Genomic DNA, 24,362 nt, shown 5'->3' with positions numbered 1-24,362 from the left:
CATGGCGGGCATCGTCGCAACACGACAAGAACGACGCGGCGGGACACGCCCGCCGCGGGGCTCACTTCTTCACGGGATTGCCGTCGGCGTCGACGATGCTGACCTCGCCCAGCTTCAGCGCGCGCACCGGCTTCTCGATCTGCTTCAGGTCGCCGACCACCACCCAGGTCAGGGCATCGGGCTGGATGGTCGCGGCCGCGGCCTTCACCTGGTCCACGGTCAGGCCCTCGATCTCGGCCTTGCGCTGGAACACGTAGTCGTCGGGACGGCCGTAACGGACGATGCCGCCGAGCGTGCCGAGCACCGCGCCGGCGGTTTCGTACGAACCGGGCAGGCCGCGGATTTCGGTGGACTGGATCTTGGCGACTTCCTCCGGCTTCGGCGGCGCCTTGCCGCTGGCGTAGTCGGCGATCTCGCGCTGCAGTTCCTTCATCGATTCGGCGGTCTTGTCGATCTGCACCGCGGCGAAGGCCATCCACGGGCGCTGGCCCATCGCGTTGGAGGCGCTGCTGTACGAACCGTAGGCCCAGTGCTTGTCTTCGCGCAGGTTCATGTTGAGGCGCGAGGAGAACTCGCCGCCCAGCACCGAGTTGGCGATGTCGAACTTGACCGCACCCGTATCCTTCGTCGACGGCACCAGCTGGCCGACGTAGATGTTGGCCTGCACCGCGCCCGGCTGGTCGATCAGGTACACGCGCGGCTTCTTCGGAATCGCCACCGGCGCGATCGCGCCGTTGCCGGCGACGCTGCTACCAGCCGGCTTCCAGTCGCCCAGATGCTTTTCGAGCACCGGCACGATCTCCTTGAGCGTGGTGTCGCCCACGATCAGCAGCGTGGCGTTGTCCGGACGCACCCACTTCGCGTGGTAGGCCTGCAGGTCGTCGCGGCCGAGCGTGGCGATCGACGCTTCGGTGCCGGTGCCGCTGAAGGGAATGGCGTAGGGATGGCCCGCGCCGTACAGCAGCGGCGGCAGCACGCGCATCGCGGCGCCGTTCGGACGCGCCTTTTCCTGCTTGATGCCGGCGATCCAGTTGGCCTTCACGCGGTCGATTTCGGCCTGGTCGAAGCGCGGACGGCGCAGCATGTCGGCGAACAGCGCCACCGACGGATCGAGATTCTGCTTCAGCGCCGACAGGCCGGCGGTGGCGCCGTCGAGACTGGCGCCGGCGCCGAGGTTGGCGCCCAGCGATTCGGCGCGATTGCCGAAGGCGATGGCGTCGTAATCGCCCGCGCCTTCATCGAGCATGCCCATCGCGAAATTGGCGGTGCCGAGCTTGCCGCCCTGGTCGGCGACGAAGCCGCCGCCGAAGAGGTAGCTCATCTGCACCACCGGCAGGCCCTTGCGCTCGGCCAGGATCACCTGGGTGCCGTTGCTCAGCGTGGCGCGCTGCAGCGACGGGAATTTCAGCTGCGGGAATTCGGTGGTCGACGGCACGCCTGCGCTGCGATCGACGCCGGTCGGCTTGGTCTTGAACTTGCGATCCACCGGCGGCAGCGTGAGCGCGGTCGGAGTGACCGCCGGCTCTTCGGCCAGCGGCTTGCGCTCGCCCGGGGTCACCACCAGCGTGTGACTGCCCTTGCCCGCGCCGAGCCACGCGTTGCCGGCAGCCTTCACCTGGGCGACGGTGGTGGTGTCGATGGTCTTCAGGCTGGTGCGGAAACAGCCCGGGTTGCCGGTGTAGACGGTGCATTCGGCGAGCACGTCGGCCTTGCCGCCGAAGCCGCCGATGCGCTCCACGCCGCGGATGAAGCCGGCCTTGAACACGGTGCGCGCCTGATCCAGTTCGGTCTGGGTCGGGCCTTCGCTCAGCAGTTTCTTCAGCTCTTCGTCGATCGCGGCCTCGACCATCGCCGGGTCCACGCCCTGCTTCACGGTGGCGCTGATCATGAAGTTGGAGCCGAGCTGCGAGTAGTCGGCGCTGGCGCTGACGCTGTCGACCAGCTTGTCCTTGAAGAACAGGCGCTGGTCCAGACGCGAGGCGCGGCTGCCGCCCAGCACCTGCGCCAGCAGTTGCAGGCGGTCGATGTCGACGGTGCCGACCTGGGCGACGTTCCAGACGCGGTAGATGCGGGCCTGCGGCACCTTGTCGGTGATCGAGGAACGGCTGTCGGTGGCCAGCGGCGACACGTCCACCTTCGGCTGCGCCATCGTCGGCGAGGCCGGAATGTCGCCGAAATACTTCGTGACCTTTTCCTTCGCGGTGGCCAGATCGATGTCACCGGCCAGCACCAGCACGGCGTTGTTCGGGCCGTACCAGGTGCGGAACCAGTTCTTCACGTCGTCGAGGGTCGCGGCGTTGAGGTCCGCCATCGAGCCGATCACGCTGTGGTGATAGGGATGACCCTTGGGATACATGGACTTGCCGAGCAGTTCCCAGACTTGGCCGTAGGGCTGGTTCTCGCCCTGGCGCTTCTCGTTCTGGACCACGCCGCGCTGTTCGTCGAGCGTCGCCTGGTCGATCGCGCCGAGCAGATGGCCCATGCGATCGGATTCCATCCACAGCGCCATGTCCAGCGCGGTGGTCGGCACGTTCTGGAAGTAGTTGGTGCGGTCCTGGTTGGTGGTGCCGTTCTGGTCGGTGGCGCCGACCAGTTCGAAGGGCTCGAAGAATTCGCCCGGATGGTTCTCGGAACCGTTGAACATCAGGTGTTCGAACAGATGCGCGAAGCCGGTGCGGCCCGCGGGCTCGTCCTTGCTGCCGACGTGGTACCAGATGTTCACCGCCACGATCGGCGCCTTGCGGTCGGTGTGCACGATCACGCGCAGGCCGTTGGGCAGGGTGAACTGCTGGTAGGGGATGTCGACATCGGCGCTGCGCGCGGGCCTGGCGGCCTGGGCATCCAGCGGAACCAGCGACAGGGTGCCGCCGAGCGCGAAGGTCAGCGAAAGCGCGAGCAGGCCGAACTTGAGCGCGGGCCGGCGCGAACGGGCGATGGACATGCGGAACTCCTGGAAACGGTCATGAGAAGGACGACGGAAGACGTCCGGACAGGTGGGCGGGGCGCGGTTCGACAGCGCCCGGCCGGCGTTGCATGCTAGTCCCGCACCCGGGACATGACACTAGGCCACAAGTCCCGGCAGACGCCCGCCCACTGCCCGGAGGTCTCATGCGCCCGTCCCGCACGGCCCTGCACGCCCTCGTCACCGGCGCCAATCGCGGCATCGGCCTGGCCTTCGTCCGCCGGCTGCTGGCCCGCGGCGACCGCGTGATCGCCACCTGCCGCCAGCCCGGCAGGGCGACCGCCCTGAACACCCTCGCCGGCGAATATCCCGGCCGCCTGCACGTGCTGCCGCTGGAGGTGGGCCAGGACAAGTCGCGCGCCGAACTGGCGCGCGAACTGGCCCTGGTCTGGGACGGGGACGGCGGCGCCCGCATCGATCTGCTGGTGAACAATGCCGGCGTGCTGCATTCGGGCGAACGCTTCGGCGAACTGAGCCAGGCGACGCTGGAGGACACCCTCCGCATCAATGTCGCCGGGCCGCTGCTGCTGACCCAGGCGCTGGCGCCGCGGCTGGCCGACGGCGGCGTGGTCGCCAATCTGTCGTCCGACCTCGGCTCGATCGCCGGCGTCGCCGACTTCCGTCATCCCAGCTACTGCATCAGCAAGGCCGCGCTGAACATGGCGACCGCGCAGCTGGCGCAGGCGCTGAAGCCGCGCGGCATCCGCGTGGTCGCGCTGCATCCGGGCTGGGTGCAGACCGACATGGGCGGCGACGGCGCGCAACTTCCGGTGGACACCTCGGTGGACGGACTGCTCGCGACGATCGATGCGCTGGGCCCCGACGACAGCGGCGCGTACCGCGACTGGCGCGGACGGACGATGGTCTGGTGAATGTCCGACGCCGGCCGCAGCCGAATGCCGGCTGACCGCAACGGCGGCGCATGACTCCCGGCACGGTCGCCGTCGTGGCCGCGGGGTTTTACTGCGCGGACTCCCCGCGATCGCCGAGGCCCGCATGCGCCGCCTTCCGCTCTCATTGCTGGCCGTCGTCGCCCTCGCGGGCTGCGGCTCGGTGGAATATCGCGACACCAACGCGTCGGTCGATGCCGACCCGCTCTGCGCCAGCCGTCCCGATCGGCCAGGCGAACCGGTGGCCAAGCGCTGCGAGCGCGAGACCGGCGGCAAGATCACCTTCGGCGAATCCGCGCGCGAACCGCTCGACCTGAGCGGCGCGCGCAAGGACGACGATCCGCGCTGAGCCGCGACGCGGCCGCGCATCCGGACGCGCGCGATGCCCGTAAGATCGGGCATGACCTCACATCCCGCCGTACTGATGCTTTGTCTGGCCGCCCTGCCCGCGCAGGCGTCGATGCTGGCGCTGGAAGGCGATGCCCGCGATCCCGACGACGGCCGCCTGCTGTATCGCGAGATCCATCTGATCCGCGGCGACGGCGACCGACCGACCGAACGGCTGGTGCTGTATCGCTGCGCGAACGGCGTCGCCTTCGCGCGCAAGCGCGTGGATTACCGGCAATCCGCATTGGCGCCCGCCTTCGAGCTGGAAGATGCGCGCGGCTATCGCGAAGGCCTGCGGCGCGAGGGCGGCCGGACCCTGGTGTGGAGCGGCCGCGATGCACCGAAGCCGCTGGCCGCGACGAAAACGCCCCTGGTGGCCGACGCCGGTTTCGACGAATTCCTGCGCCAGCGCTGGCCGCAGCTCACCGCGGGACGACCGCAGCCGCTGTCGTTCGCGATCCCCGCCTTCGGCCGCAGCCTGCCGTTCAAGGTCCGCAGTGCCGGCACCCGCGGGTCCGACGGCGACCGCGTCCATCGCTTCGAACTGCGGCTGGAGGGCCTGCTCGGCGTGGTCGCCTCGAGCATCCGCGTGGAATACGGCGCCGACGACCAGCGCCTCCGCCGTTTCATCGGCCCGACCAACATCCGCGACGCGCGCGGCGGGCAGATCGAAGCGCGGATCGATTTCCCGCAGGCGCCGCGGCCGGTGGACGCGCAGCGCTGGCAGGCCGCGGCCGCGCAGCCGCTCGCGGACTGCGCGCCGGGCGGTTGAGCGCGCGCCGGTTGAGCGCGCGGCCGCGACGAAGCGCGGCACAATACGACGCATGTTCGACGTCCTCCTCTACCAGCCCGAAATTCCGCCGAACACCGGCAACGTCATCCGCCTGTGCGCGAACACCGGCGCGCGGCTGCATCTGATCCGTCCGCTCGGCTTCACCCTCGAAGATGCGCAGCTGCGGCGCGCGGGCCTCGACTATCACGAGTACGCCACGCTGCGCGTGCACGACGATCTCGACGCCGCGCTGGCCGCGATCGCGGAGACGAACGGGGCGCCGCCGCGGCTGTTCGCGCTGAGCACGCGCAACGCCACCCGCTACGATGCGATCGCGTACGCGCCCGGCGACGCCTTCCTGTTCGGGCCGGAAACCCGCGGCCTGCCCGACGACGTGCTCGCCGCGATTCCGGACGGCCAGCGTCTGCGCCTGCCGATGCGGCCGGGCAACCGCAGCCTGAATCTGTCGAACGCGGTGGCGGTGACCGTGTTCGAAGCCTGGCGCCAGCAGGATTTCACGTAAATTCCATCCACCCCCGCACAGGACGCCACCGATGACCAAGGTTCCCGAGCGCAAGGCCAGCGACTTCGATCCCGAAGTGCTGCGGCTGTTCGATCAATACGTGCACGGCGCGATCGACCGGCGCGGATTTCTCCTCGGCGCCGCGCGCTTCGCGGTCGGGGCGACCACCGCGGCCGGTCTGCTCGCCGCGCTCAGTCCGCAGTTCGCGGCTGCGCAGGAGGTCGCGGGCGACGACCCGCGGCTGTCGACGGCCTATGTCGAGTTCGATTCGCCGCAGGGCTACGGCAAGGGCCGCGGCTATCTGGCGAAGCCGGCGAAGATCCGTCGACCGCTGCCGGTGGTGTTGGTGGTGCACGAGAACCGCGGGCTCAACCCGCACATCGAGGACATCGCGCGGCGGCTCGCGCTGGCGGACTTCATCGCCTTCGCGCCCGATGCGCTGTTCCCGCTCGGCGGTTACCCGGGCGACGAAGATGCGGCGCGGGCCTTGTTCGCCAAGCTCGACCAGACGAAAACGCGCGAGGATTTCGTCGCCGCGGCCGGCATGCTGCGCGGCATCGCCGACGGCAACGGGCGTCTGGGCGTGGTCGGTTTCTGCTACGGCGGCGGCATCGCGAATCTGCTGGCCACGCGGCTACCGGATCTGGACGCGGCGGTGCCGTTCTACGGCAGCGCGCCAGCGCTCGCGGACGTGCCGAAAATCAAGGCCGAACTGCTGGTGGTGCTGGCCGACAACGACGAGCGCATCAACGCCGGCTGGCCGGCTTATGAATCAGCGCTGGACGCGGCCGACGTGCGCTACGCGCTGCTGCGCCCGCCGGGCACCCAGCACGGCTTCAACAACAACACGACGCCGCGCTTCGATGCCGACGCCGCGCGCGACGCCTGGTCGAAAACGCTGGCGTTGTTCGAACGTCGACTGCGCGACGTACACAAACCGCGCGTGCGGGGAAGCTGAATCGAATGCATGCACCCGCGCATGGAGACCGTCCGTGATCTCCATGCGCAGCAGGTCCCGCAGCGGCGGGAACGGTCAACGCGATCTCCGTTTCGCGCCGGCGGTACGCGCTTCGTCCGCCGACCGTGTGGGGGAAGGATGCGCGTGTCGCGCCCGGCTTACTTCTTCGGCTTCGCCGGCGACGGCTGGCCGTTGACCGCGAGATAGGTCTTGTACTCGTCGCCGGTCAGCGCGCCGTCGGCGTTGGCGTCAGCCTTGTCGAACACCGCCTGCAAGGCCGGGATCGGGGCGGCCTCGTTCTTGCTGAGGTTGCCGTCCTTGTCGATGTCGAGATCGGACCAGGACTTCTTCTGCGGCGCGGCCGCATCGGTGGTGGCGCTCTGCTGCGACGCGGCCTGATCGGCGGCATCCGTGGTCGGGGGCTGGGACGGTTCGGTGGTCTGCGCCGAGGCGGTGGAGGCGGCGAAGATCGCGGCGAAGGCCAGGCTCAGGCCGGGAATGATGAGATCGGAACGCTTCTGCATGGCGGTGTACTCCGGAGTCTTGGGGGAAAGATCGACACCCGTGCTGCGGTGTCCATCGGGATCCACCATGCGAGGCCGCGCATGAATCGAATCTTCTGCGCGAACGTGAACGCAACGCGGCCTTAACCCATGCGGAAGAAAGACGCGCTAGGCGCGCGGCGGCGCGCACGCAACGACGGGCTTCGCGCGCCAAAAACTGAACGTCGCGGCCGCACGCAGGGCTGAACGCTACACAACCTTCACGAATGCGTGCGCGACGATTTCCGCATCGCACGCATCGCGCAACCGGATCGGCTCAGGTTTCGACCAGCAGGCGTGCGACCTCGTCCTGCGTCGTCGGCCGCACCGCACGCGCGCGCTCTTCGCCGTCGCGCAGGACCAGCACGCTCGGCCACAGCTTGATGCGATAGGAACGCCCCAGAGGACGCCCCGGGCCATCCTCGATCTTGAGATGGCGCACATCGTCGCGCCCGGCGAGCGCATGTTCGATCAGCGGCTGCGCGCCGATGCAGTGCGGGCACCACGGGGCGCCGAATTCCAGCACGGTGATGCCGGGCAGCGCATCGACGTCGCTGCGCGCGGGTTCGCGATCGGCATAGGCGGCGGTATAGGACACGGATGTTCTCCGGGGAGGCGTCAGAGATGCTGCGGGTTCGTCGTCCGCAGATGCTGCGGCTCTTCCTTCACCGGCGAGGGATGATCCGCCAGCAACTGCGCGGTCACTTCCATCGGCTGATGCTTGAACCGATCGATCGGCAACCAGACCTTGCCCGTGTCCTCCTCGAGCGGCCCCTGCACCGCGAACAGGATCGGATGCCGGCCCGTCTCGTTGAACGTCACCACGTGATCGACCTGGTTGAGCCCGCCCTGGCGTGCGTAGGAGACCAGCGACATCGCCAGGTTCTCGCGCTGCTTGTCGGTGAGCGGACCGGTCTCGGTCGGATCGAGCTTGCCGATCTCGCCGACGATCTTCTGGTACATGTCGAAATCGCGCCCCTGCAGGTTGAGCAGCGCGGCCTCGCGCGGGTCGATCGCCGAGGGATCGTCGACGGGTTTTTCGCGCTTGGTGACCGGCTCCGGTGCGTGGTCGTCGTCCTGGCTGGGCTTCGGCGCGAGCGGATCGTCGCGCCCGCGCTTCTTGAGATTGACCTGCGGCGCATCGTCCTCGTACTGGATCGGCGCCTCGTCGTCGTCCTCGACGACCGGCTTGGGCTCTTCGGTGGCGTATTCGTAGTCGTCGAAGACCGGATCGTACAACTGGCCATCCAGGCCGACCTCCCATTCGTGGGAGCTGTTGGCCGAACGCGACACCAGGCGCAGGTTCTCCGGATCGTTGTAGAGATCCAGCACCTGCGCCTTGGTGATCGGCGGCACCGGATCCAGACCCAGCAACTCGGCCTGTTCGCGCTGCAGCCGATTCTGTTCCAGCATGTCGCCGAGTTTTTCGGCGAAGGTGACCTTGTGGTCGATGTCGATGCCGCCCATCGTCACGTACTGGTCGGTCGCGCCGCACCTGAACAACTGCACGGAATGATCGCGGCTGCGGTCGTCCGGGTGGTCGGGGTCGGGAATCGTCACCTCGCCGGCGTAGGCTTCCTTCAGGGCGTGCTGGAACCAGACCTTCTTGATCCCGGAATCGAAGTTCAGGCCTTCGCGATCGACGCCCTGGGTCCACTCCGCTTCCGTGGTCTTCTTGTTGCGGGTGGTGCCATCGGTGGCGACGTCGTAGGCCGGATAGTCCTTGTCGACGTCGAACCGCATCTTCTTCTCGACCCAGTCGCGCCACTCGGGCGAGTCGGCGGTGTGCGCGTCGAGGATCTTGTCGGCGGACGTGCGCGCGCGGTTGTAGGTGGCGGACACCATGCGCAGGTTGTCGACGTCGTTGTAGCACAGCATCGCGTCGCTCTTGGACCAACCTTCGAGCTCGTGGAAATGTTCGAGCCACGGCTGCTTGTGGTCGACGTCCAGGGCTTCGGCCGAGTTCCAGGTCCGGGTCCGTTCGTCGAAGAACAGCAGCAGTTTCTTGTCTTCGATGGTCCCCTCGACGCTGCGCATGTTGCCCGGGATCTCGACCCATTCGTTGCGCATGTAATCGACGGTGGAATCGTAGAAGCTCAGGCCGGTGCGGCCCTTGGTCTGCTTCCACTGATTGTCGTAGCCCTCGCCGTGCTGCGTCGGCTGCAAATCGTCGGTATGGGCGATCTTGACGGTGTAACCGCTCAAGAGTTCGACGTCATCGGTCGGCATGGTCGTTTCCTCGTCGGTCCTTCTTTGGGGATGCTCGCGGCGATCGGTCCGGGGCTCGGCGGCGGCCCGGAAATCGCGATCCCAATGATGCCATGCACGGCAGCAGGCGGCACGGGTCGCCGGTCATGGCGGTGTCGCGGCGGTGTCGCGGCGGTGTCGCGGCGGTGTCGTGGACTTGTCGCGCGGGCGCCGGCCCACGACGATGTCGGCGCCGACATTACGCTGCGCTAACAATCGAAAGCGTATGGTTTCATCACGCAGCGACGCAGGGTCGCTGCCACCGTCCCGGTCGCGCCGCGTCACTCCCCCCCTACTCCGCACCGGGCCATTGCTCCCGTCGACCATGCGCGTCTTCGACGCCCGTTCGACACGGGATTCGCGGCTCAAGCCGCCTTCGATCCGCAGCCATCGCGCTCCGCGATGCGCCGTCGATCGCTCAAGAGAGAACATTCCAGATGAATACCCAGAACAAGACATCCATCATCACCGGCGCCGGCACCGCACCGAGCGCCCACCAGGACATCAAGCAGGACGCCGCTCCGGCCGCCACGCAGAACAGGAACCTGCTCGACACCGCCGCCGGCCAGGGGTCCTACAACACCTTCGCGAAGGCGGTCGAACAGGCCGGACTCGCCGAGACGCTGCGCGGCCCCGGCCCGTTCACCGTGTTCGCGCCGACCGATGCGGCCTTCGCCAAGCTGCCCGCGGGCAAGCTCGATTCGCTGATGAAGCCCGAAAACAAGGCCGAGCTGGCCTCGGTGCTGAAGTACCACGTGCTGACCGGCCGCAAGAGCGCCGCCGACATCGGCAAGTGGGACTCCGCCCGCACCATGCACGGCCAATCCGCGCCGATCAAACTGACCGACGGCAAGTTCAGCATCGACGGCGCGCAGGTCACGGACAGCGACCTCGGCAGCAGCAACGGCGTGATCCACGGCATCGACAAGGTCAATCTGCCGACCGCCGCCGTCGTCTGACCCCGGTCGCCGCGTCGCGACAACATCCCGCGACAAGCAACAAGCAACAAACAACAACGGCAGGGTTCGCCCTGCCGTTGTCGTGTCCGCACCGGAGGTCCGCCGACAGCGGTTCGCTTCGGCATCAGCCCCGGAACTGGCCGCCCTCGACGCCCTCGCGCCAGCGCGACGGATCCGGACGCCAGTCGCCGTGGCCCAGCATCGCGATCACCAGATGCTCCAGCGGATGCCCCAGCCAGGTCTCGGCGGACAGGCCGGCGTCGCGGCGGTCCGCGTCCACGACGAAGGCGCGGAAGGCATCCTCCGCACGCGCCGCCGTGGCGACGATGCGCTTGGCCAGATCGGTAGGACAGCAGGTTGCCGTCGTCCGCGCGCAGGAAGGATTTTCCCGACCAGAATTCCTGGATGGTGTCCTCGTTCCAGAACGCGGCATGCTTGGCCCGGATCTCCTCCGGACGATAGAGCGCGTAGCTCGGATCGCCCAGACGCGGAAACAACGCATGCTCGGTGTTCACCGCCAGGCCTTCGTTGAGCCAGGCGGGAATCGGCAGATGCGACAACAGGCAATGGGTCAGCTCGTGGGCGATGGTCGGCTGCATTTCTTCCATGGCGCCCGCGTACAGCGCGAAATGACCGTAACCGCCGTGCACGAACATGCCCGAAGACATCGCGTATTCGCCGCCGTCGTCCGGGTAGTAATGACTGATGTAGTCGTAATACGTGTCTTCGTCGGAGAACACCATGACCACATGTTTGCCGTCGCTGCGTGCGACCGCGATTCCGCCGAGATTGCGCACGATCCTTCGCCGTACCGATTGGCAGAACTGCAGGAACACCTCCACCGGGCGGTCGTCCAGCGCGGACAGCAACAGGAAGTCGGTCGACGCATGGATCCGGTATCCCCGCCCGAGTCGGGCCGCCATGGCCCGCAGCCAATGACCGGCGGCGGCGGTACGGAAGGCATCGCGGTCGGCAGGCGATGCGCCGGCATCCGGCGGCATCGCGATCGCTTCCCACACCGGCAGCGGCAACCGCGTGCCGTCGTACCAGTGCATGGCCACCGGCGCGAATTCTTCCGCGAGCGTCGCGGTGGTCGGCGTCGGCCCGCCGCCGCCGAACAGCCGGCGCAGGCGGCTCAGCATGCGAGGTCCTCGATGCCTCGCTCGACGGGATCGGGAGGTGTCTCTCGATCGTTCATGGCATCCCCCTGCCACAGACTCGCCGCATACCTGAACACATCCCCGGAAGGAGATCAATCGAGCCGCTTGCCGGGCGTTACCGCCTCGATCCGCGCAGGCGTACGCAGACGGCATCGCAGCGCGGCTTCGCCGGAATCGGAGACGCGGGCACCGCTGTCGGTGCGACGATCGGCCGCGACCGCGGTGGCAACAGCGGCGACGCGCCAGGCAACGCGAACGGGCCGATCAGACTGTCGATGTCCACCTCTTCCAGCGCGCCGATATCGACCGTGAAGAACCCCTGCGGAATGCGCGCGCGCTGATCGCCGATCGCGAGTCGCGCACGCAGCGGCGGGTCGTAGACGACCTTGGGCAAGGACCATGGCATCGGGAAATTGGCCGGCGATGGCGGCCGGTTGAGGCCTGCGTTGCGCAGCGGACTGTTGCTGCGCGGACGCAGATTGCGCGCGGCGATGTCGCGGAAGCCCGGATCGCCGCTCTTGAGGGTGTCCTTCCATTCCGAGGGGACGTCGGTCGCGGCGAACTGCACCCAGTTGCGGCTGCCGGCGACACGACGCCCGCCGCTCCACGGCGCGGTGGTGAAGGGCGCGCACACCGGCGTGTCGGCGCTGGTGTTCTCGCGCAGGATCGCCGGCGCCGTGCTGCCGGTCTGGTGAATCGCGTTGTTGTGCATCTCCACGCTGCCCGCGCCGAGCTGCACGTAGACCGCAGTCCCCGCGCCGGGACGATCGAACAGGATGGTGTTGCCGACCATGCGCACGCGGCCGTCGCTGCTGCCGTTGAGATCGCCGCCGATGCGGATCGCGTTCGGCCAACTGGTCGAGGTGTGCACGATGACGTTGTTGAGCAGCTCGGCATCCTCGCGTTTGGTCGCGCGCGTCCAGCCGGCGGCCTGGGTCTCGCAGTCCGGGCCGATCAGCTCGATCTCCTGATAGACCGATCCCTCGAACCAGTTCGAATGGATTTCCGCGCGTTCGTGCCGGTTCTTCAGCAGATTGCCGCCGTTGCCGTCGTGCACGTAGTTGTAGCGCATGCGGAACACCGAACCCGGATATGCGATCTCGTCCGACTGCATGTAGATCGGGTGGCGCGTGCTGCCGGAGCCGGCGTCGTAGACCTCGCTGTATTCGAGCGTGAACGATCCGGAATTCAGGTCCGCGCCGAGAATGCCGTGCCCCGGACACGCATGGATGACCGCGTCGCGCACGGTGACGTCGTGGGCTTCGCTGAACACGCAGGTGTTGCTGCCGCCGCGCACTTCGAAGCCCTCGAACACGACGTGGTTCGAGCGCTGGAACTTGATCGTGTTGACGCCACCCTGCAGCACCGGGCGGCTGCCGCCGCCGGCGCGGCGCCAGCGGATGATCACCGGATTGCCCGGCGCGCCGCCATCGTTCTCGCCGACGATCGCGCTGCCGTAGGTGGCGTTGCCGTCGACCTCGACGATATCGCCCGGCGCCAGATCGTTGCCGCTGAACAGGATGGCCAGCTGGGTGTAATCCCGGCCCGAGGGGCCGACGGTCCAGGTCCGCGCGTCCGCGGCACCGGGCAGCAACAGGAACGCCAGCGGAAGCGCGGCGAGGATCGGCAGGGACGACGCGAGCGAACGCAGCGACATGGGAGGCTCCTGATCTCGTGACGAAAACATCGGTCGGTGCGCCCCCCCGCATCACCGCCGGCAAGCATGGCACATGCGGCGCCGTCGACCGTGAAAACGATCACACGCCCGTCACGCGCCGACGATGCATCGCGGCGGGGTATGCTCCCGGCACGTCGGGAGATGGCGCATGAACGATGAACGCAGCACGGACCTGCCGCCGACCGCCGAGCCGGCCTATCGGCTCGCCTGCGCGGTCGAGGACGATATCCTCAAGGTTCAGGTCGATGGCGACGTGGATGCGCAGCCGGTGCGGCTGGCGTACTGGCGCGAGATCGTGCGCACGGGACGCGAGCGCCATTGCCGCAAACTGCTGGTGATCGACCGCAAGAAGGGACGCCCGGCCACGCCGGAAGAGCTGGCCGCGCTGGCGCACGCCTTCCGCGACCTGCATGGGGTCTTCGAGCGCATCGCGGTGGTGGAACCGACCGCGGCATTCATGCCTGCGGTCGAACACGGCGAAATCTTCGCGCGTTCGCTGGGCATCAACGTGCGGATCTTCGCCGACGCCGTGAGCGCGGAACGCTGGGTCCGCTTCGGGAGCGCCGACGATTGAAACCCCGATCGAGAGGTTCCGATGGCATGGGTACGACGGCCTGATCGGAACCCCTGTGGGCGCGACGACAGATCAGGCCGCTGCGATGGAAACCTTTCAGACAGGCGCTCAGAGATGCCGCGGCGGGCCGCCCTGGCCCTGGTTGGAGGGGGTCTGACCCTGCGGGTTCTGACCGGTCTGGCCCGGATCGTTCGGCGGCGGCAACTGCACGTCGACGCTCTGCGACCGCTGCGCGTTGAGCGACTGCGCCACCTGATGACGATGGTGCGCCATCAGCTCCAGCGCACCGGTATTCGCGGTCACCGAGCGGTTTTTCAGCCCCTCTTCGACCGACAGCCAGGTCATCTGCGGCGCGGACATGCCGCCGTTGTCGAACGAGAGTTTGATCGATGCCTTGCCGTGATCGTCGAAGCCCTGCACGCGATCGATGCCGGTCATGCCGTGATGCTTGGCCATCACCACCAGCGACGACGCCATGGTCTCGCGCTGTTCGGCGCTGAACACCTGCTGCTGCGGGTCGAGTTTCGTCAGATCGGACAGGATCTTCTGGTACATCGGATGGTCGGTGTGGCTCGAATGGCTGAGCAGCGGGCCGACCGGCTGCGGCATGCCCTGGTGCAGGTTCTGCGGTGGCGGCTGCATCGACGGCGCGTGAGTCTGCGCCCAATGGCGCTCGGTCATCATCTGCTGTCCCACGCGCAGTTCGACGATCGTCTCGCGCAGGCGCTGCTGCACCTGCGGATCCATCGGGCCGCTCTTCTCGATGAAACCGTCGAACTCGCCGCGGATCTTCGGCGCCACCTTGTCGCGATAGCCGCCGTCCTGGACGATCTCCCATTCGTGCGAACTGTTCGCGCTGCGGCCCACCAGGCGGAGGTTGCTGGTGTCGTTGTAGGCGTTCAGGGCGTCGGCCTTGCTCACGCCGTTCGGATGCAGTTCGAGCATCTTCTTGTTGAGCTGTTCGAACGGCACCACATGATCGATGTCGAACGCGTCGCGGGTCACCAGTTGCCCGGTCGCGGCGCAGCGGAACAGCGGCACTTCCCACTTCGTCTTGCCGTCGTCGCTGGCGATGTTGACGCTGCCGGCATACTGCCGCTTCAGCTCGCTCTCGAACCACTGCTCGACCACCTTCTTGTCGAATTTCAGTTCGGAGCGCGTGTTCTCCTCGGTCCAGGTCTGGTTGAGCGTGGTCTTGGTGCGCCGCGCGCCGTCGGTCTCGGGATCGAAATCGCGGATCTGGAGGCTGTTGTCGAACGCGAAGCGCTCCCTGACCCACTCCTTCCACTGCGGGGAATCCTGCCCATGCTGCCGCAGGAGATCGTCGGCGCTGTCGCGGGCGCGGTTGTGCACCGACGGCAGCATCCGCAGATTGCCGACATCGTTGTAGGCCATCAGCGCGTCGGCGCCGTTGTTCACGCCGAGTCCGAGCAGGTGCTGCTTCCACGGCGTCTTGTGGTCGATGTCGAGCGCATCGGTGGTGTGCCAGGTGTCGGTGGTCGGGCTGTGGAACAGCAGCACCTGTTTGCCGTCGAGATTCGCGTGCACCGTGCGCATGTTCCGGGTGGCCCAGTCGTTGCGCATGTATTCGATGGTGGAATCGTAGAACCGCATGTCATCGCGCGAACTGCTGCCGTTCCAGCGCTTCGACTGCAGATCCAGGCCGTGGTCCGGCGGCGTCAGATGCTCCCAGCTCGCCAGATGCACCTTGTTGCCGCTCTTCAGGGTCTTCTCGTTCACGCCGCCCATGTCGCAACTCCTTCGCCTGCGGTGGATCGATCGCGCCGCGACCGGCGCACAGTGTGCGACGGTCGTCGCGGGCTCGCAACCGCGGCCGCAGGCATGGGCAGCGCCACGTCTGCCGGCTATCCTGCGTGGCGACGCAGACCGCGATGGACACAGGGACGACAGGATGAATGCAACGATCGCACCGACCGGCATCCGCAGCAGGATCGACGGAAGTCTCCCCGGCGGCATCGTCGCGGTCGCGACCGCGATTCCCGCCTTCATCGGCTACACCGCGCAGGCGACGCTCGACGGCACGGACTGCACCTGCGTGCCGGTGAAGATCGGTTCGATGGCGGAATTCGACGCGATCTTCACCGGCCCGCCCGGAACCCGGCCGCAGGCGCCGCGTTATCGCGTGACGGTGCTGCCGTCGCCGCCTGCGGACGGCGACGACGATGCCGAGACGGTCGGCTTCGTGAGCTGCAGGATCGCGCCCGATCCGGCCACCGTCTACTGGCTGCGCGACAGCGTGCGGATGTTCTTCGAGAACGGCGGCACGGAAGCGCGGATCGTGTCCGCCGGCCCGTTCGGCGCCGCCTCGGGTCATGCCGCGCCGCCCGGCGCCGCCTTCGTCGACGCGCTGGTCAATCCGAACGTGCGGCTCGCCGATCTGCAGGCCGCGCTCGCCGCGTTGAAGACGAGCAGCGACGTCACGCTGTACGTCGTGCCCGAAGCGACGCTGTTGCCCGATGCCGATGCGCTCGCGCTCACCCAGTCGCTGCTCGCGCAGAGCGCCGCGCTGGGCACCTGCCTGACGCTGCTCGACGTGAAGGGCGGGCTCCGGCCCGATCCGCAGGCGTGGCCGCAGGACATCGCCGCGTTCCGCCGTTCGACCGGCGACATCGGGCTCGATTTCGGCGCGGCGTATTACCCGTTCCTGATCACGGCCCTGCGCAGCGGCACGCTGGACTACACCGATTTCGACGGCGGCGACGCGCGCGCGCTGCTGCCGGTGCTGAACCCCGATGCCATGCCGAATCCCGCAGCGGCGCAGTTGCTGCAGGCCATCGCCGCGGGCACCGCGCCCGATGTCGCGAAGAATCATCAGGCGCTTCTGATCGCGAGCCCGGCCTACGCCGCGCTCATCGCCATCGTCGAACGCAAGGCCGGCACCTTGCCGCCCAGCGGCGCAGTGGCCGGGATCTTCGCGCGGGTCGACGCAGACGCCGGGGTCTGGACCGCACCGGCCAATGTCGTGCCGGCCATGGTCGCGGACCTGACCCTTCGGCTCAGCGACCAGGATCAGGCCGGGCTCAACGTCGATGCCGTGAGCGGCAAATCGATCGACGCCTTCCGCCTGTTCGCCGGCCGTGGCGTGGTGCTGTGGGGCGCGCGCACGCTCGACGGCAACAGCCAGGACTGGCGTTACGTTCCGGTGCGGCGTACGGCGGTCATGGTCGAACAGTCGATCCGCGCCTGGCTGCGCTCGCTGGTGTTCGCCGCGAACGACGCCAACACCTGGGCGTATGCGCAAAGCGCGATCGAACAATTCCTCACCGGCCTCTGGCAGGCGGGCGGGCTGCAGGGCACGAAGCCCAGCGAGGCGTTCGCGGTCCAGGTCGGTCTCGGGACCACGATGACCGCAGACGATCTGCTCGACGGCGTCCTGCGCATCACCGTGCTGCTGGCCATCACCCGTCCGGCCGAATTCATCGTCATCGGGATCGAACAGCCGCTCGCCATCGGCTGACGCCGGCTATGGCGTGCCGGCGCTCTTGTCGCCGTCCTTCGCGCCGGCATCGTCATCGGCCGTGCCCCTGGCATCGATGCGGCCCCATGCGTCGTGGCTGCCGAAGCGATCGCCCTCGTCGGGATCCATGCAGTCCTGCTGCGCGATGCGCCGCGCGATCTCGCGCTGGAGATCGCTCGCGGCGTAATGGGCATCGCCGTAGGGACTGCGGTCGGCAACCGGTTGTCGCGTGGCGGGATGCGCGGCCGCCGGTGCTTTCACCGTCTCGGCCCGGGGCGATGGCTTCGCGGCCGGTGCGGGGCACGGCGGACGGACGGCGCCGGAAACAGGCGCATGCCGCATCTGCCGCGGCGCGGCGACGGGCGGTGCCGCATCGGCCGGGCACGCGGCGAGCACGGCGGCGCAGAGCAGGAACGCGCGGATGCGGGCGACGGTCATCGGCCCATGCTACACCCGGCGCGTGACGGTCGCGGCGGCCCGTGCGCGAGGGCGACGGCACCCCGCGCACGGATGACGCGAACGACCACAGCCGCGACAAGCCACGTCTGCATCGCCCCCCCTGCATCGACCTTCTTCGCGCGGCTGGCGTCGTGTCCGCCGCCCGCCAAGGTCGTCAGTGGATCATCGGCGAATGGTGCTGCGTCGGCTGCTGCAGCGTCTGCGTCTGCTGCAACGCGAGCTTCCGCGCCTCGTCCATGCTGTAGGTGCTGTAGTCCACCGGGGTCAGCGCACCGCGCGACACGTTCGTCAGGGAGACGCGGTTGGACGGATCGGACGGATTCTGCAGATCGCCCTGCATCACGACCACGCCGGTCTTCTCCTTGTTCATCACCACGCCGTCGATATGCGTGATCCCGTTCCTGCGGGCTTCGAGCACGGTCGCCGCGGCGAGGTTGTCGCGATAACCGTCCTGCGGCAGCGTGCGCCGCTCCGGATCGACCCGGTCGATCCAGTCGCGGACGGTCTTGAAATCGCCGTAATCCGGATGCGAAGGATTGCTCATCATCGGTGGCTTCTTCTGACCCTTCTGCGTCGGGTATTCGAAATCGAGAATGCCCTTGTCGCGCAGGTCCAGCGCCTGGGTCAACACGAAGCGCTGGTTCTCGCGCATTTCCTGCATTGCATGCTGCAGAATCGTCCCGTGCGGTTTGGGCATCACCGCGATCACGTCCGAGTTCTGCTCCAGCGTGCGCTTGAAAGCGTCCGCCATCGGCAGCGCGGCATAGCCGCCGTTCCTCGGCGGATCGCCCATCACGGCCACCAGGTTCTGGTTGGTCGGGTTGTAGACGACCTTGTCGATGCGGTCCATGCCGATCGCGACGGCGCTCTGCACCAGCGATGACGCGGCGTTCTCGCGTTCGAGATGGGTGACGCCGGTGCTTTCGGGGACGAGCATCTCCATTTCGGACAGCGCCTTCTTGAACATGGCGTAGTGCGGGTGATCGGGCTCGTTCATGCGCAGCGGCTGCGGCGTGTCGTCGAGCATGCCGCGGGTATCGTCGACGCCGAAATCGAAATCGCTGTCGTATTCGCCGCGCGAGTCCAGCTCCCACTCGTGCGAGGAATTCGCGCTGCGGCTGACCAGACGCAGATTGCCGACGTCGTTGTACGCATCCAGCGCCTCGGCCTTGGTGATCTTGCCGCTCAGGCTGTCGGCGCACAGCTCCTTCAGCACCTCGGAAAACGGCTGCTTGTGATCGATGTCGAAGGCGTCGCGGGTGACGAGCTGCTGGGTCGCCGGGCAGCGGAACAGCGGCACGCTGTAGTCCTTGCCGGTGGTGTTGTCGTGGATGGGCACCGAAGTGACGTAGAGCTTCGACAGCTCGTTCTCCATCCAGATGTTCTTGACCCGGGTGTCGAAGGTCAGCCCCTTGCGACCATTCTCGACGCCCCATTCGGTATCGCGGGTCGATGCGCGGCGCACCACCGAATCGTTCTCGGGATCGAACTCGCGATGGGTCGCCTTGGGGTCGAAGTCGACGTTCTCCCTGCGCCATTTCTGGAACTGCTTCGAATCGAGGCCGTGCGTGTCGATCAGCGTATCGAGCTTGTCGCGCGAGCGGTTGTGCACCGACGGCAACATCCGCAGGTTGTCGATATCGTTGTAGGCCATCTGCGCGTCGGCGTAGTTGTTCACGCGCTTGTCGCCCAGATGCTTCTTCCATTCCCTGGCGTGGTCGATGTCCAGCGCTTCGGCGGTATGCCAGCTATCGGTGGCCTTGCTGTGGAACAGCATCAGGTTCTTCCGCTCCGTCACGTTGAGGGTCTGGCCGAAGCCGTTGTCGATGCTCACCGGCAGATCCAGCTGGACGGTCACCGGGTTCATGTGGTCCCGCGCCCAGTCGTTGCGCATGTAGTGCACGGTGGAATCGTAGAACGCCATGCCCTTGCGCGGCTTGCTGTCGTTCCACTCCTTGTCCCGCAGGTCGCTGCCGTGGGTCGGCGGCTTGAGGTCTTCCCACGACGCCAGCGTGACCTGGCCGCCACCATCGAGTTTCCGTGTTTCGAATCCCATGTCCTGCTCCTTGTGCGCGTTGTGCTGCGTCTTCGCCGCTTCAAAACGCGAAATCGTAGCGCGGCCGGCCGCGGTTCCGGCCATCGGCGCCAACGGCGAAGCACGCGGCAAAGCGTTCGCGGTGAGCGGTTCTCGACGATCCGCTGACGCGTGCCGGGCATCCCGGCGACCGCGCAGGATCGCCGGAGCGGTCTTCAGGCCGCTTTCCCGGAGATCGGATGAAGATTCAGCTGCATGAAAGCTGCTCTACCGACGCTCAACCCGACAGCAGGCGCAACAGCAGCCAGGCGGGCACGCCGACGAAGAACAGCAGGCGGGCGACCGCTTCGAGCGTCGCCCTGACCCCGGCCGCGCGTTCGCGGCGCAGCAGCAGCGACAGCCCGGTGCCCGCTTCGACGACGATCCGCAGCGCCGCCGCGAACAGCGCCAGACCGATCGCCCAGGACGCCCACCAGATCAGGAACGCGATGACATAGGCCTTCAGGCCGAAGGTGTAGTACTCGCCGAAGGTGCCGCCGAACGCGATCTGCTGGTGCAGGCGGAACGCGGGCAGCGCCGGGACCAGCGGGAACAGCACGAATTTCGCCAGCGGATGATCGATCCGCCAGCGCGGCACCGCGCTGCGCACGCGCGCGAACATCGCCGCCGGTGTGGCCCGGGCCGTCGCGAGCGCGGGGCGCGCGCCGGCGCCGATCAGGGCATCGATCAGGGCGGACACATCGGCCAGTGCGATGCCGTGCGACCAGCGACGGCCCGATGCCAGCCGCAGCCACGCGCCGGCCGCGGGCAGCGGCAGCGACCACGGCTCCACCGCGGCGATGTTGTCCAGCGGAATCTCGATGCGCCGCTCGCGCTGCTCCAGCACCAGCGCATCGCCCTCGATGCGCACGGTCGCGACGAACGCGCGCGCGATCGCCCAGGCCGCGGCCAGCGGCGCGAGCACCAGGCCGGCGAACCGCCAGATCCGGGTCAGCGGATTCGACTGCGCATCGGGCAGGGTCAACAGTTCGATGCCGATCCATGCCAGCCCGCACCAGGCGAACAACCGCAGCAGGCCGGCCGCGATGCGCCACCCCGGCGTCAGCACGACCGCGTCGATGCGCGCATGCGCATCCGTCCGCGCGGGCGTTGTCGCGACGCGCGCCCGGCGTCGACGCAGCGCCTCCACGACCGGAAAGACCGACAGCAGCAGCAACAGCGCAAGGCCGGCGCGACCGACCCAGTCGCCCCAGAGCACCATCAGCGTCGTCGGCGGTGCGCCCGTCGCCACTTCGCCGATCAGCAGTTTGCGTTCGCCCATCGCGGTGCGGGCGACGACTTCGCCGCGCGCGTCGATGGCGGCGCTGATGCCGTTGCTGGTCACGCGCAGCTGCGGCAGGCGGGTTTCGATGCTGCGGAACGTGGCGACCGCGAGATGCAGGTTCGCGCCGGCGGGATGCGCGGTGAACCAGGAATCGTTCGACAGCCCGAGGATCACGCGCGCGCCGAGGCGCGCGCCGTCGATCCCGAGCCCGGTGTCGACATCGTCCAGGCAGATCATCGGCAGCACCGGGATCTCGCGCCCGTCGGCGAGCCGCAGCGGGAACACGCGCGCACCATCGCCCGGCCGCCAGGTGCCGGTCCACGGCAGCGCGCCGCGCAGGGTCGGCCCGTCCAGCCAGGCCGGCACGTGTTCGGTGAGCAGGAACAGCCGGGTCTTGCGATAGAACGTCAGCGGCACCGGCACCGGTTCGAGCAGGCTGGCGGCGTTGTATTCGCCGGTCGCGTCGATGTCGTAGGTACCGAACACCAGCGGCACGCCGGCGGCGGAAATGAAGTGCTGGATCTCGCGATCGAGTTCGGCGCCGGCCTCGCTCTTGGGATGACCGAAGGTCGTCGGATACACGGTTTCCGACCACAGCAGCGCATCCACGCCGTGCTGCTCGACCGCCTCGTGCGACATCGCGTAATGCGTGTCGAGCACGTGCCGGACCACTTCGTACGCGCCCATTTCGCGGCGCAGGCGGTCGTAGTCGACGATGTTCGACTGCACCATGCCCATGCGCAGCGGCTTCTCGCCGGCCGCGGGCGCGGTGTCCAGCATCGACAGGCGCACCGCGCCGTAGCCGGCCATCAGCGCGACGATGGCGCTGGCGACCGCCAGCGGCCGGACCACCGCGCGCGCGCCGTCGCGACGACGCGCGATCGCGGCGGCGACGGCTTCGTTGATCAGGATCAGCAGGAAAGTCAGGCCGGCCGCACCACCGACATCGGCGAACTGGCGCAGCCAGAGCGAGGGCGCGAGGCCATGGCCGAAGGTGTCGCCCAACAGCTTGGGATACAGCCATTCGACGGCCACCCACGCCGCGGCGCCCGCCAGCGCGCGCAGCACCGGGCCGTGACGCCGCCCGGCCAGATGACGCACCAGCGCGAACGCGATGAACTGCGGCTGCAGCAGCGGCGCGGCCACCAGCACCACCAGCACGCCGATCACGCCGTGCAGACCGGTGTAGGTGGCGATGGCGACGCCGAACCAGCCGAGCACGGCCGCGACGAAGGCGACGCTCATCGCCCATCCGCTCAGCGCGGCGCGGGTCGCGCTGCGGCCCGCATCCAGCGCCAGCAGCCAGGGCACGAGCAGCACGAAACCGAGCAGATGGCCGATGCCGCCCAGCGAGGCGCCCCAGGAATACAGGCCGAACAGAACCGCAGTGGCGACGACGCCGGCCAGCGCGCGCCAGCCGGGGAGAGAAAGCCGGGCCATGCTAGATCGAGGGGCCCGGCGTCAGCAGCGGCGGCGGAATCTCGATCAGACGGACCGCCAACCCGGGCGGCGCCATGTTCGGCGGCACCACGCGGTTTTCGGGAATCGGAATGCGGCGCCCGGCGGCATCGAAGAATTCGAAGTCGGGCGAGAACATCAGGATCGGTTCGATCCGCTGGCCATCGTCGGTCGCCTGGAAATGGCGGACATAGCCTTCCGGCAGCGGGAAATCCTCCGGTACGGCGAGCCCGACCAGCGGCGGGCTGGTGCCCGGCGGATTGAACGCGCCGAGCCCCGTGTGGATGCCGGCCTTGTGCAACTCGTCGATGACCTCCGCCATCGTCGGTTCTTCGCCCGGCGGAATGAACGCCGCGAGATCCTGGCCATCGCCGGCATTGCCGCCGGCCTGGGCAGAATCCGGCGTCAGCGTGCGGCGCGGCACGGCATTCGACGCCAAGGACGCGTGCGGGGACGCGGTGGTGCGCAGGTCGCCGCGCACGTCGGCCGCGGGCGCGGCATCGCCGGCGTCGGCGGCCGCATTCGATGCCTGGTGAAGCGTTTCGACGACATAGACCGCGCAGCCGCCCGCCAGCACCAGCGCGAGCGCCTTGTACAACAGCGCGGGACGGCGACCGCCGCCCGCGCGTCCGGACACGCGCACCCCCTCGTCGTCCTTGCGGGACGACGGGGGGATGCCATGGTCGCGATCGTCAGCCATCGCTGCGTCCGGGAACTGCGTCCTGACTCGGCCGGTGGCGGGATCAGAGCGCCGCCGGGCTGTGGGTCGACAGCGACCAGCCCATGCGCTCGTGGCCGTACTGGTTCCAGATCGGGCTGCGGCCGTTGGTGAACGAGGTGTAGCGCGCCGCGCCGGTACCGGTGGTGCCGCCCCACAGACCCGCGGACACGGTGCCGCCGGTGTAGGTCGGATGCACGTCGTCCGACTGGATGTAGTCGTAGCTGCTGGACGAGGACACGAAGTGCGTGTTCGCGTCGCGCAGGGTCGGCTTCAGGGTCGAGGTGATGCGGGTCAGATAGCTGGATTCGCTTTCGCCGGCGACGTACTTCAGCGCGTTCGAATCGATCTGGCCGTCGCCGTTGCTGTCGTAGTCGGCACCCATGTACTCGGCGAAGTTGTCGACGCACTTGAAGCCCTTCTGGCGGGCGTATTCGCACATCCAGTAGTTCATCTGCGCGATCGCCGGCAGGAACTTGTCGCGCAGATTGACCTTGGCGCCGGTGGTCGGATCGTTGCACGAGCTCTGCACGTTGTCGGCGTTGTAGCCGGGGTAGTACAGGTTGGCGATGACCTTCAGCTTCACGCCGGAATAGGCGTTGGCGTTGATGTAATCCATCGCCGAGGCGACGTAGGTCTTGCAGTTGTTCACCGCGGTGGTGAGCACGCTGTAATTGCAGGTGCCGGTCTGGCCCTTGAAGCTGGTGCGCGCCTGCAGGCCGTCGTTGCCGCACATTTCGAAGGTGACCACGCGGGTCGACGCGGCCTGCATGTACGAACGCTCGGCCACGATCTTGTTGTTGTAGACGTCGGACGCGATCGCACCGGACTTGGCGCGACGTACGCTTTCGATGTCCGCGTTCCACAGCGCCGCCAGGTATTCGGCGTCGACCGTGGGCGCCGAATACTTCGCGGCGTTGGAAATGGAGCCGTTGTAACCGGCGTAGATCGAATCGCCATAGGCGACGACGCGATACTTCGCGGTGGTGCCCGCGCGATCGATGGTCCAGGACACGTTCTGGTTCAGCGTATTGGCCATGGCCGGCGCGCCGACGGCGAGCAGGGCGAGGGTCGAAAACAGCGCAAGTGCGTTCTTGCCGAATCGGTGGGTCATGACTTGCATCCTTGTAAAGAGGTAGTGCCGGCGGAAGCCGGAGCTTCCGTCAGGGAAAACGGACAACCTTGGGGGCGTTCGGACCGTGTGGGGGCCGTTCCTTGCCGCGCCGTACGCTAGCGTG

The 24,362-nt window shown here is 68.0% G+C and carries 20 protein-coding genes; 8 read left to right on the top strand and 12 right to left on the bottom strand.

Annotated features, from left to right (window positions below; all coding sequences use genetic code 11):
• Positions 1-61 precede the first annotated feature (61 nt).
• Positions 62-2,941: a M16 family metallopeptidase gene (locus ABD974_RS04510; RefSeq protein ID WP_345302099.1), complete on the bottom strand. Its 2,880-nt coding sequence runs from the start codon at positions 2,939-2,941 to the stop codon at positions 62-64.
• A 167-nt stretch (positions 2,942-3,108) separates the two neighbouring features.
• On the opposite strand from ABD974_RS04510, the gene ABD974_RS04505 reads away from it, so the two are divergent.
• The 5 genes from ABD974_RS04505 (at position 3,109) to ABD974_RS04485 (ending at position 6,492) form a co-directional block, all read left to right on the top strand.
• Positions 3,109-3,834, top strand: a complete 726-nt coding sequence (locus ABD974_RS04505; RefSeq protein ID WP_345302098.1) for an SDR family oxidoreductase — start codon at positions 3,109-3,111, stop codon at positions 3,832-3,834.
• A 124-nt stretch (positions 3,835-3,958) separates the two neighbouring features.
• Positions 3,959-4,201 (top strand): hypothetical protein, encoded by a 243-nt coding sequence (locus ABD974_RS04500; RefSeq protein ID WP_345302097.1) that lies wholly within the window; start codon positions 3,959-3,961, stop codon positions 4,199-4,201.
• 51 nt (positions 4,202-4,252) lie between these two features.
• Positions 4,253-5,011, top strand: a complete 759-nt coding sequence (locus ABD974_RS04495) for a hypothetical protein (protein ID WP_345302096.1) — start codon at positions 4,253-4,255, stop codon at positions 5,009-5,011.
• Between the two features lie 52 nt (positions 5,012-5,063).
• A complete protein-coding gene (locus ABD974_RS04490; RefSeq protein ID WP_345302095.1) occupies positions 5,064-5,534 on the top strand; it encodes a tRNA (cytidine(34)-2'-O)-methyltransferase in 471 nt (156 codons plus the stop codon).
• Positions 5,535-5,565: 31 nt separating this feature from the next.
• The gene (locus ABD974_RS04485; RefSeq protein WP_345302094.1) at positions 5,566-6,492 is read left to right on the top strand and encodes a dienelactone hydrolase family protein; all 927 of its coding nucleotides are present in this window, start codon (positions 5,566-5,568) and stop codon (positions 6,490-6,492) included.
• Between the two features lie 158 nt (positions 6,493-6,650).
• Here ABD974_RS04485 and ABD974_RS04480 read toward each other — a convergent pair whose 3' ends face one another.
• From ABD974_RS04480 to ABD974_RS04470, 3 genes are all read right to left on the bottom strand, one after another.
• The gene (locus ABD974_RS04480) at positions 6,651-7,016 is read right to left on the bottom strand and encodes an EF-hand domain-containing protein (RefSeq protein WP_345302093.1); all 366 of its coding nucleotides are present in this window, start codon (positions 7,014-7,016) and stop codon (positions 6,651-6,653) included.
• A 295-nt stretch (positions 7,017-7,311) separates the two neighbouring features.
• Entirely contained in the window at positions 7,312-7,632 is a 321-nt protein-coding gene (locus ABD974_RS04475) for a thioredoxin family protein (RefSeq protein WP_345302092.1), read from the bottom strand.
• A 20-nt stretch (positions 7,633-7,652) separates the two neighbouring features.
• Positions 7,653-9,263, bottom strand: a complete 1,611-nt coding sequence (locus ABD974_RS04470) for a GH-E family nuclease (protein ID WP_345302091.1) — start codon at positions 9,261-9,263, stop codon at positions 7,653-7,655.
• Between the two features lie 455 nt (positions 9,264-9,718).
• On the opposite strand from ABD974_RS04470, the gene ABD974_RS04465 reads away from it, so the two are divergent.
• On the top strand, positions 9,719-10,240 hold the full coding sequence (locus tag ABD974_RS04465) for a fasciclin domain-containing protein (RefSeq protein WP_345302090.1): 522 nt from the start codon (positions 9,719-9,721) through the stop codon (positions 10,238-10,240).
• A 124-nt stretch (positions 10,241-10,364) separates the two neighbouring features.
• Here the strand turns inward: ABD974_RS04465 and ABD974_RS04460 are convergent, their stop codons facing one another.
• The gene (locus ABD974_RS04460; RefSeq protein ID WP_345302089.1) at positions 10,365-10,520 is read right to left on the bottom strand and encodes a hypothetical protein; all 156 of its coding nucleotides are present in this window, start codon (positions 10,518-10,520) and stop codon (positions 10,365-10,367) included.
• A gap of 995 nt (positions 10,521-11,515) precedes the next feature.
• Positions 11,516-13,057 (bottom strand): hypothetical protein, encoded by a 1,542-nt coding sequence (locus ABD974_RS04455; protein WP_345302088.1) that lies wholly within the window; start codon positions 13,055-13,057, stop codon positions 11,516-11,518.
• Positions 13,058-13,226: 169 nt separating this feature from the next.
• Between ABD974_RS04455 and ABD974_RS04450 the strand changes: the two genes are divergently transcribed.
• Entirely contained in the window at positions 13,227-13,652 is a 426-nt protein-coding gene (locus tag ABD974_RS04450; protein WP_345302087.1) for a hypothetical protein, read from the top strand.
• Positions 13,653-13,760: 108 nt separating this feature from the next.
• Here the strand turns inward: ABD974_RS04450 and ABD974_RS04445 are convergent, their stop codons facing one another.
• Complete coding sequence (locus ABD974_RS04445; protein ID WP_345302086.1) at positions 13,761-15,401, bottom strand: XVIPCD domain-containing protein; 1,641 nt, start codon at positions 15,399-15,401, stop codon at positions 13,761-13,763.
• 163 nt (positions 15,402-15,564) lie between these two features.
• Between ABD974_RS04445 and ABD974_RS04440 the strand changes: the two genes are divergently transcribed.
• Positions 15,565-17,130: a phage tail sheath family protein gene (locus ABD974_RS04440; protein WP_345302085.1), complete on the top strand. Its 1,566-nt coding sequence runs from the start codon at positions 15,565-15,567 to the stop codon at positions 17,128-17,130.
• A 6-nt stretch (positions 17,131-17,136) separates the two neighbouring features.
• Here the strand turns inward: ABD974_RS04440 and ABD974_RS04435 are convergent, their stop codons facing one another.
• The 5 genes from ABD974_RS04435 to ABD974_RS04415 form a co-directional block, all read right to left on the bottom strand.
• Positions 17,137-17,568 carry a hypothetical protein gene (locus ABD974_RS04435; protein WP_345302084.1) on the bottom strand — a complete coding sequence of 144 codons (432 nt, stop codon included), beginning with the start codon at positions 17,566-17,568 and terminating at the stop codon, positions 17,137-17,139.
• A 175-nt stretch (positions 17,569-17,743) separates the two neighbouring features.
• Positions 17,744-19,645, bottom strand: a complete 1,902-nt coding sequence (locus ABD974_RS04430) for an XVIPCD domain-containing protein (protein WP_345302083.1) — start codon at positions 19,643-19,645, stop codon at positions 17,744-17,746.
• A gap of 256 nt (positions 19,646-19,901) precedes the next feature.
• The gene (lnt, locus tag ABD974_RS04425) at positions 19,902-22,388 is read right to left on the bottom strand and encodes an apolipoprotein N-acyltransferase (RefSeq protein ID WP_345302082.1); all 2,487 of its coding nucleotides are present in this window, start codon (positions 22,386-22,388) and stop codon (positions 19,902-19,904) included.
• A 1-nt stretch (position 22,389) separates the two neighbouring features.
• Positions 22,390-23,106, bottom strand: coding sequence for a hypothetical protein (locus ABD974_RS04420; RefSeq protein ID WP_345302081.1), 717 nt, complete (start codon positions 23,104-23,106; stop codon positions 22,390-22,392).
• Between the two features lie 43 nt (positions 23,107-23,149).
• Positions 23,150-24,238 carry an SGNH/GDSL hydrolase family protein gene (locus ABD974_RS04415; RefSeq protein ID WP_345302080.1) on the bottom strand — a complete coding sequence of 363 codons (1,089 nt, stop codon included), beginning with the start codon at positions 24,236-24,238 and terminating at the stop codon, positions 23,150-23,152.
• Positions 24,239-24,362 lie beyond the last annotated feature (124 nt).

Source organism: Lysobacter hankyongensis (assembly GCF_039543145.1).
Lineage (GTDB): Bacteria > Pseudomonadota > Gammaproteobacteria > Xanthomonadales > Xanthomonadaceae > Lysobacter_I > Lysobacter_I hankyongensis.
This window is presented reverse-complemented; position numbering and strand designations above follow the sequence as displayed.

Bases quoted from the DNA above. Each gene is read 5' to 3' on its own strand.
- ABD974_RS04490 (WP_345302095.1), top strand. From the start codon at position 5,064: ATGTTCGACGTCCTCCTCTACCAGCCCGAAATTCCGCCGAACACCGGC.
- ABD974_RS04430 (WP_345302083.1), bottom strand. From the start codon at position 19,645: ATGGGATTCGAAACACGGAAACTCGATGGTGGCGGCCAGGTCACGCTG.
- ABD974_RS04450 (WP_345302087.1), top strand. From the start codon at position 13,227: ATGAACGATGAACGCAGCACGGACCTGCCGCCGACCGCCGAGCCGGCC.
- ABD974_RS04415 (WP_345302080.1), bottom strand. From the start codon at position 24,238: ATGACCCACCGATTCGGCAAGAACGCACTTGCGCTGTTTTCGACCCTC.
- ABD974_RS04435 (WP_345302084.1), bottom strand. From the start codon at position 17,568: ATGACCGTCGCCCGCATCCGCGCGTTCCTGCTCTGCGCCGCCGTGCTC.
- ABD974_RS04470 (WP_345302091.1), bottom strand. From the start codon at position 9,263: ATGCCGACCGATGACGTCGAACTCTTGAGCGGTTACACCGTCAAGATC.
- lnt (WP_345302082.1), bottom strand. From the start codon at position 22,388: ATGGCCCGGCTTTCTCTCCCCGGCTGGCGCGCGCTGGCCGGCGTCGTC.
- ABD974_RS04505 (WP_345302098.1), top strand. From the start codon at position 3,109: ATGCGCCCGTCCCGCACGGCCCTGCACGCCCTCGTCACCGGCGCCAAT.
- ABD974_RS04485 (WP_345302094.1), top strand. From the start codon at position 5,566: ATGACCAAGGTTCCCGAGCGCAAGGCCAGCGACTTCGATCCCGAAGTG.
- ABD974_RS04455 (WP_345302088.1), bottom strand. From the start codon at position 13,057: ATGTCGCTGCGTTCGCTCGCGTCGTCCCTGCCGATCCTCGCCGCGCTT.
- ABD974_RS04420 (WP_345302081.1), bottom strand. From the start codon at position 23,106: ATGGCTGACGATCGCGACCATGGCATCCCCCCGTCGTCCCGCAAGGAC.
- ABD974_RS04480 (WP_345302093.1), bottom strand. From the start codon at position 7,016: ATGCAGAAGCGTTCCGATCTCATCATTCCCGGCCTGAGCCTGGCCTTC.
- ABD974_RS04500 (WP_345302097.1), top strand. From the start codon at position 3,959: ATGCGCCGCCTTCCGCTCTCATTGCTGGCCGTCGTCGCCCTCGCGGGC.
- ABD974_RS04465 (WP_345302090.1), top strand. From the start codon at position 9,719: ATGAATACCCAGAACAAGACATCCATCATCACCGGCGCCGGCACCGCA.
- ABD974_RS04445 (WP_345302086.1), bottom strand. From the start codon at position 15,401: ATGGGCGGCGTGAACGAGAAGACCCTGAAGAGCGGCAACAAGGTGCAT.
- ABD974_RS04510 (WP_345302099.1), bottom strand. From the start codon at position 2,941: ATGTCCATCGCCCGTTCGCGCCGGCCCGCGCTCAAGTTCGGCCTGCTC.
- ABD974_RS04440 (WP_345302085.1), top strand. From the start codon at position 15,565: ATGAATGCAACGATCGCACCGACCGGCATCCGCAGCAGGATCGACGGA.
- ABD974_RS04495 (WP_345302096.1), top strand. From the start codon at position 4,253: ATGACCTCACATCCCGCCGTACTGATGCTTTGTCTGGCCGCCCTGCCC.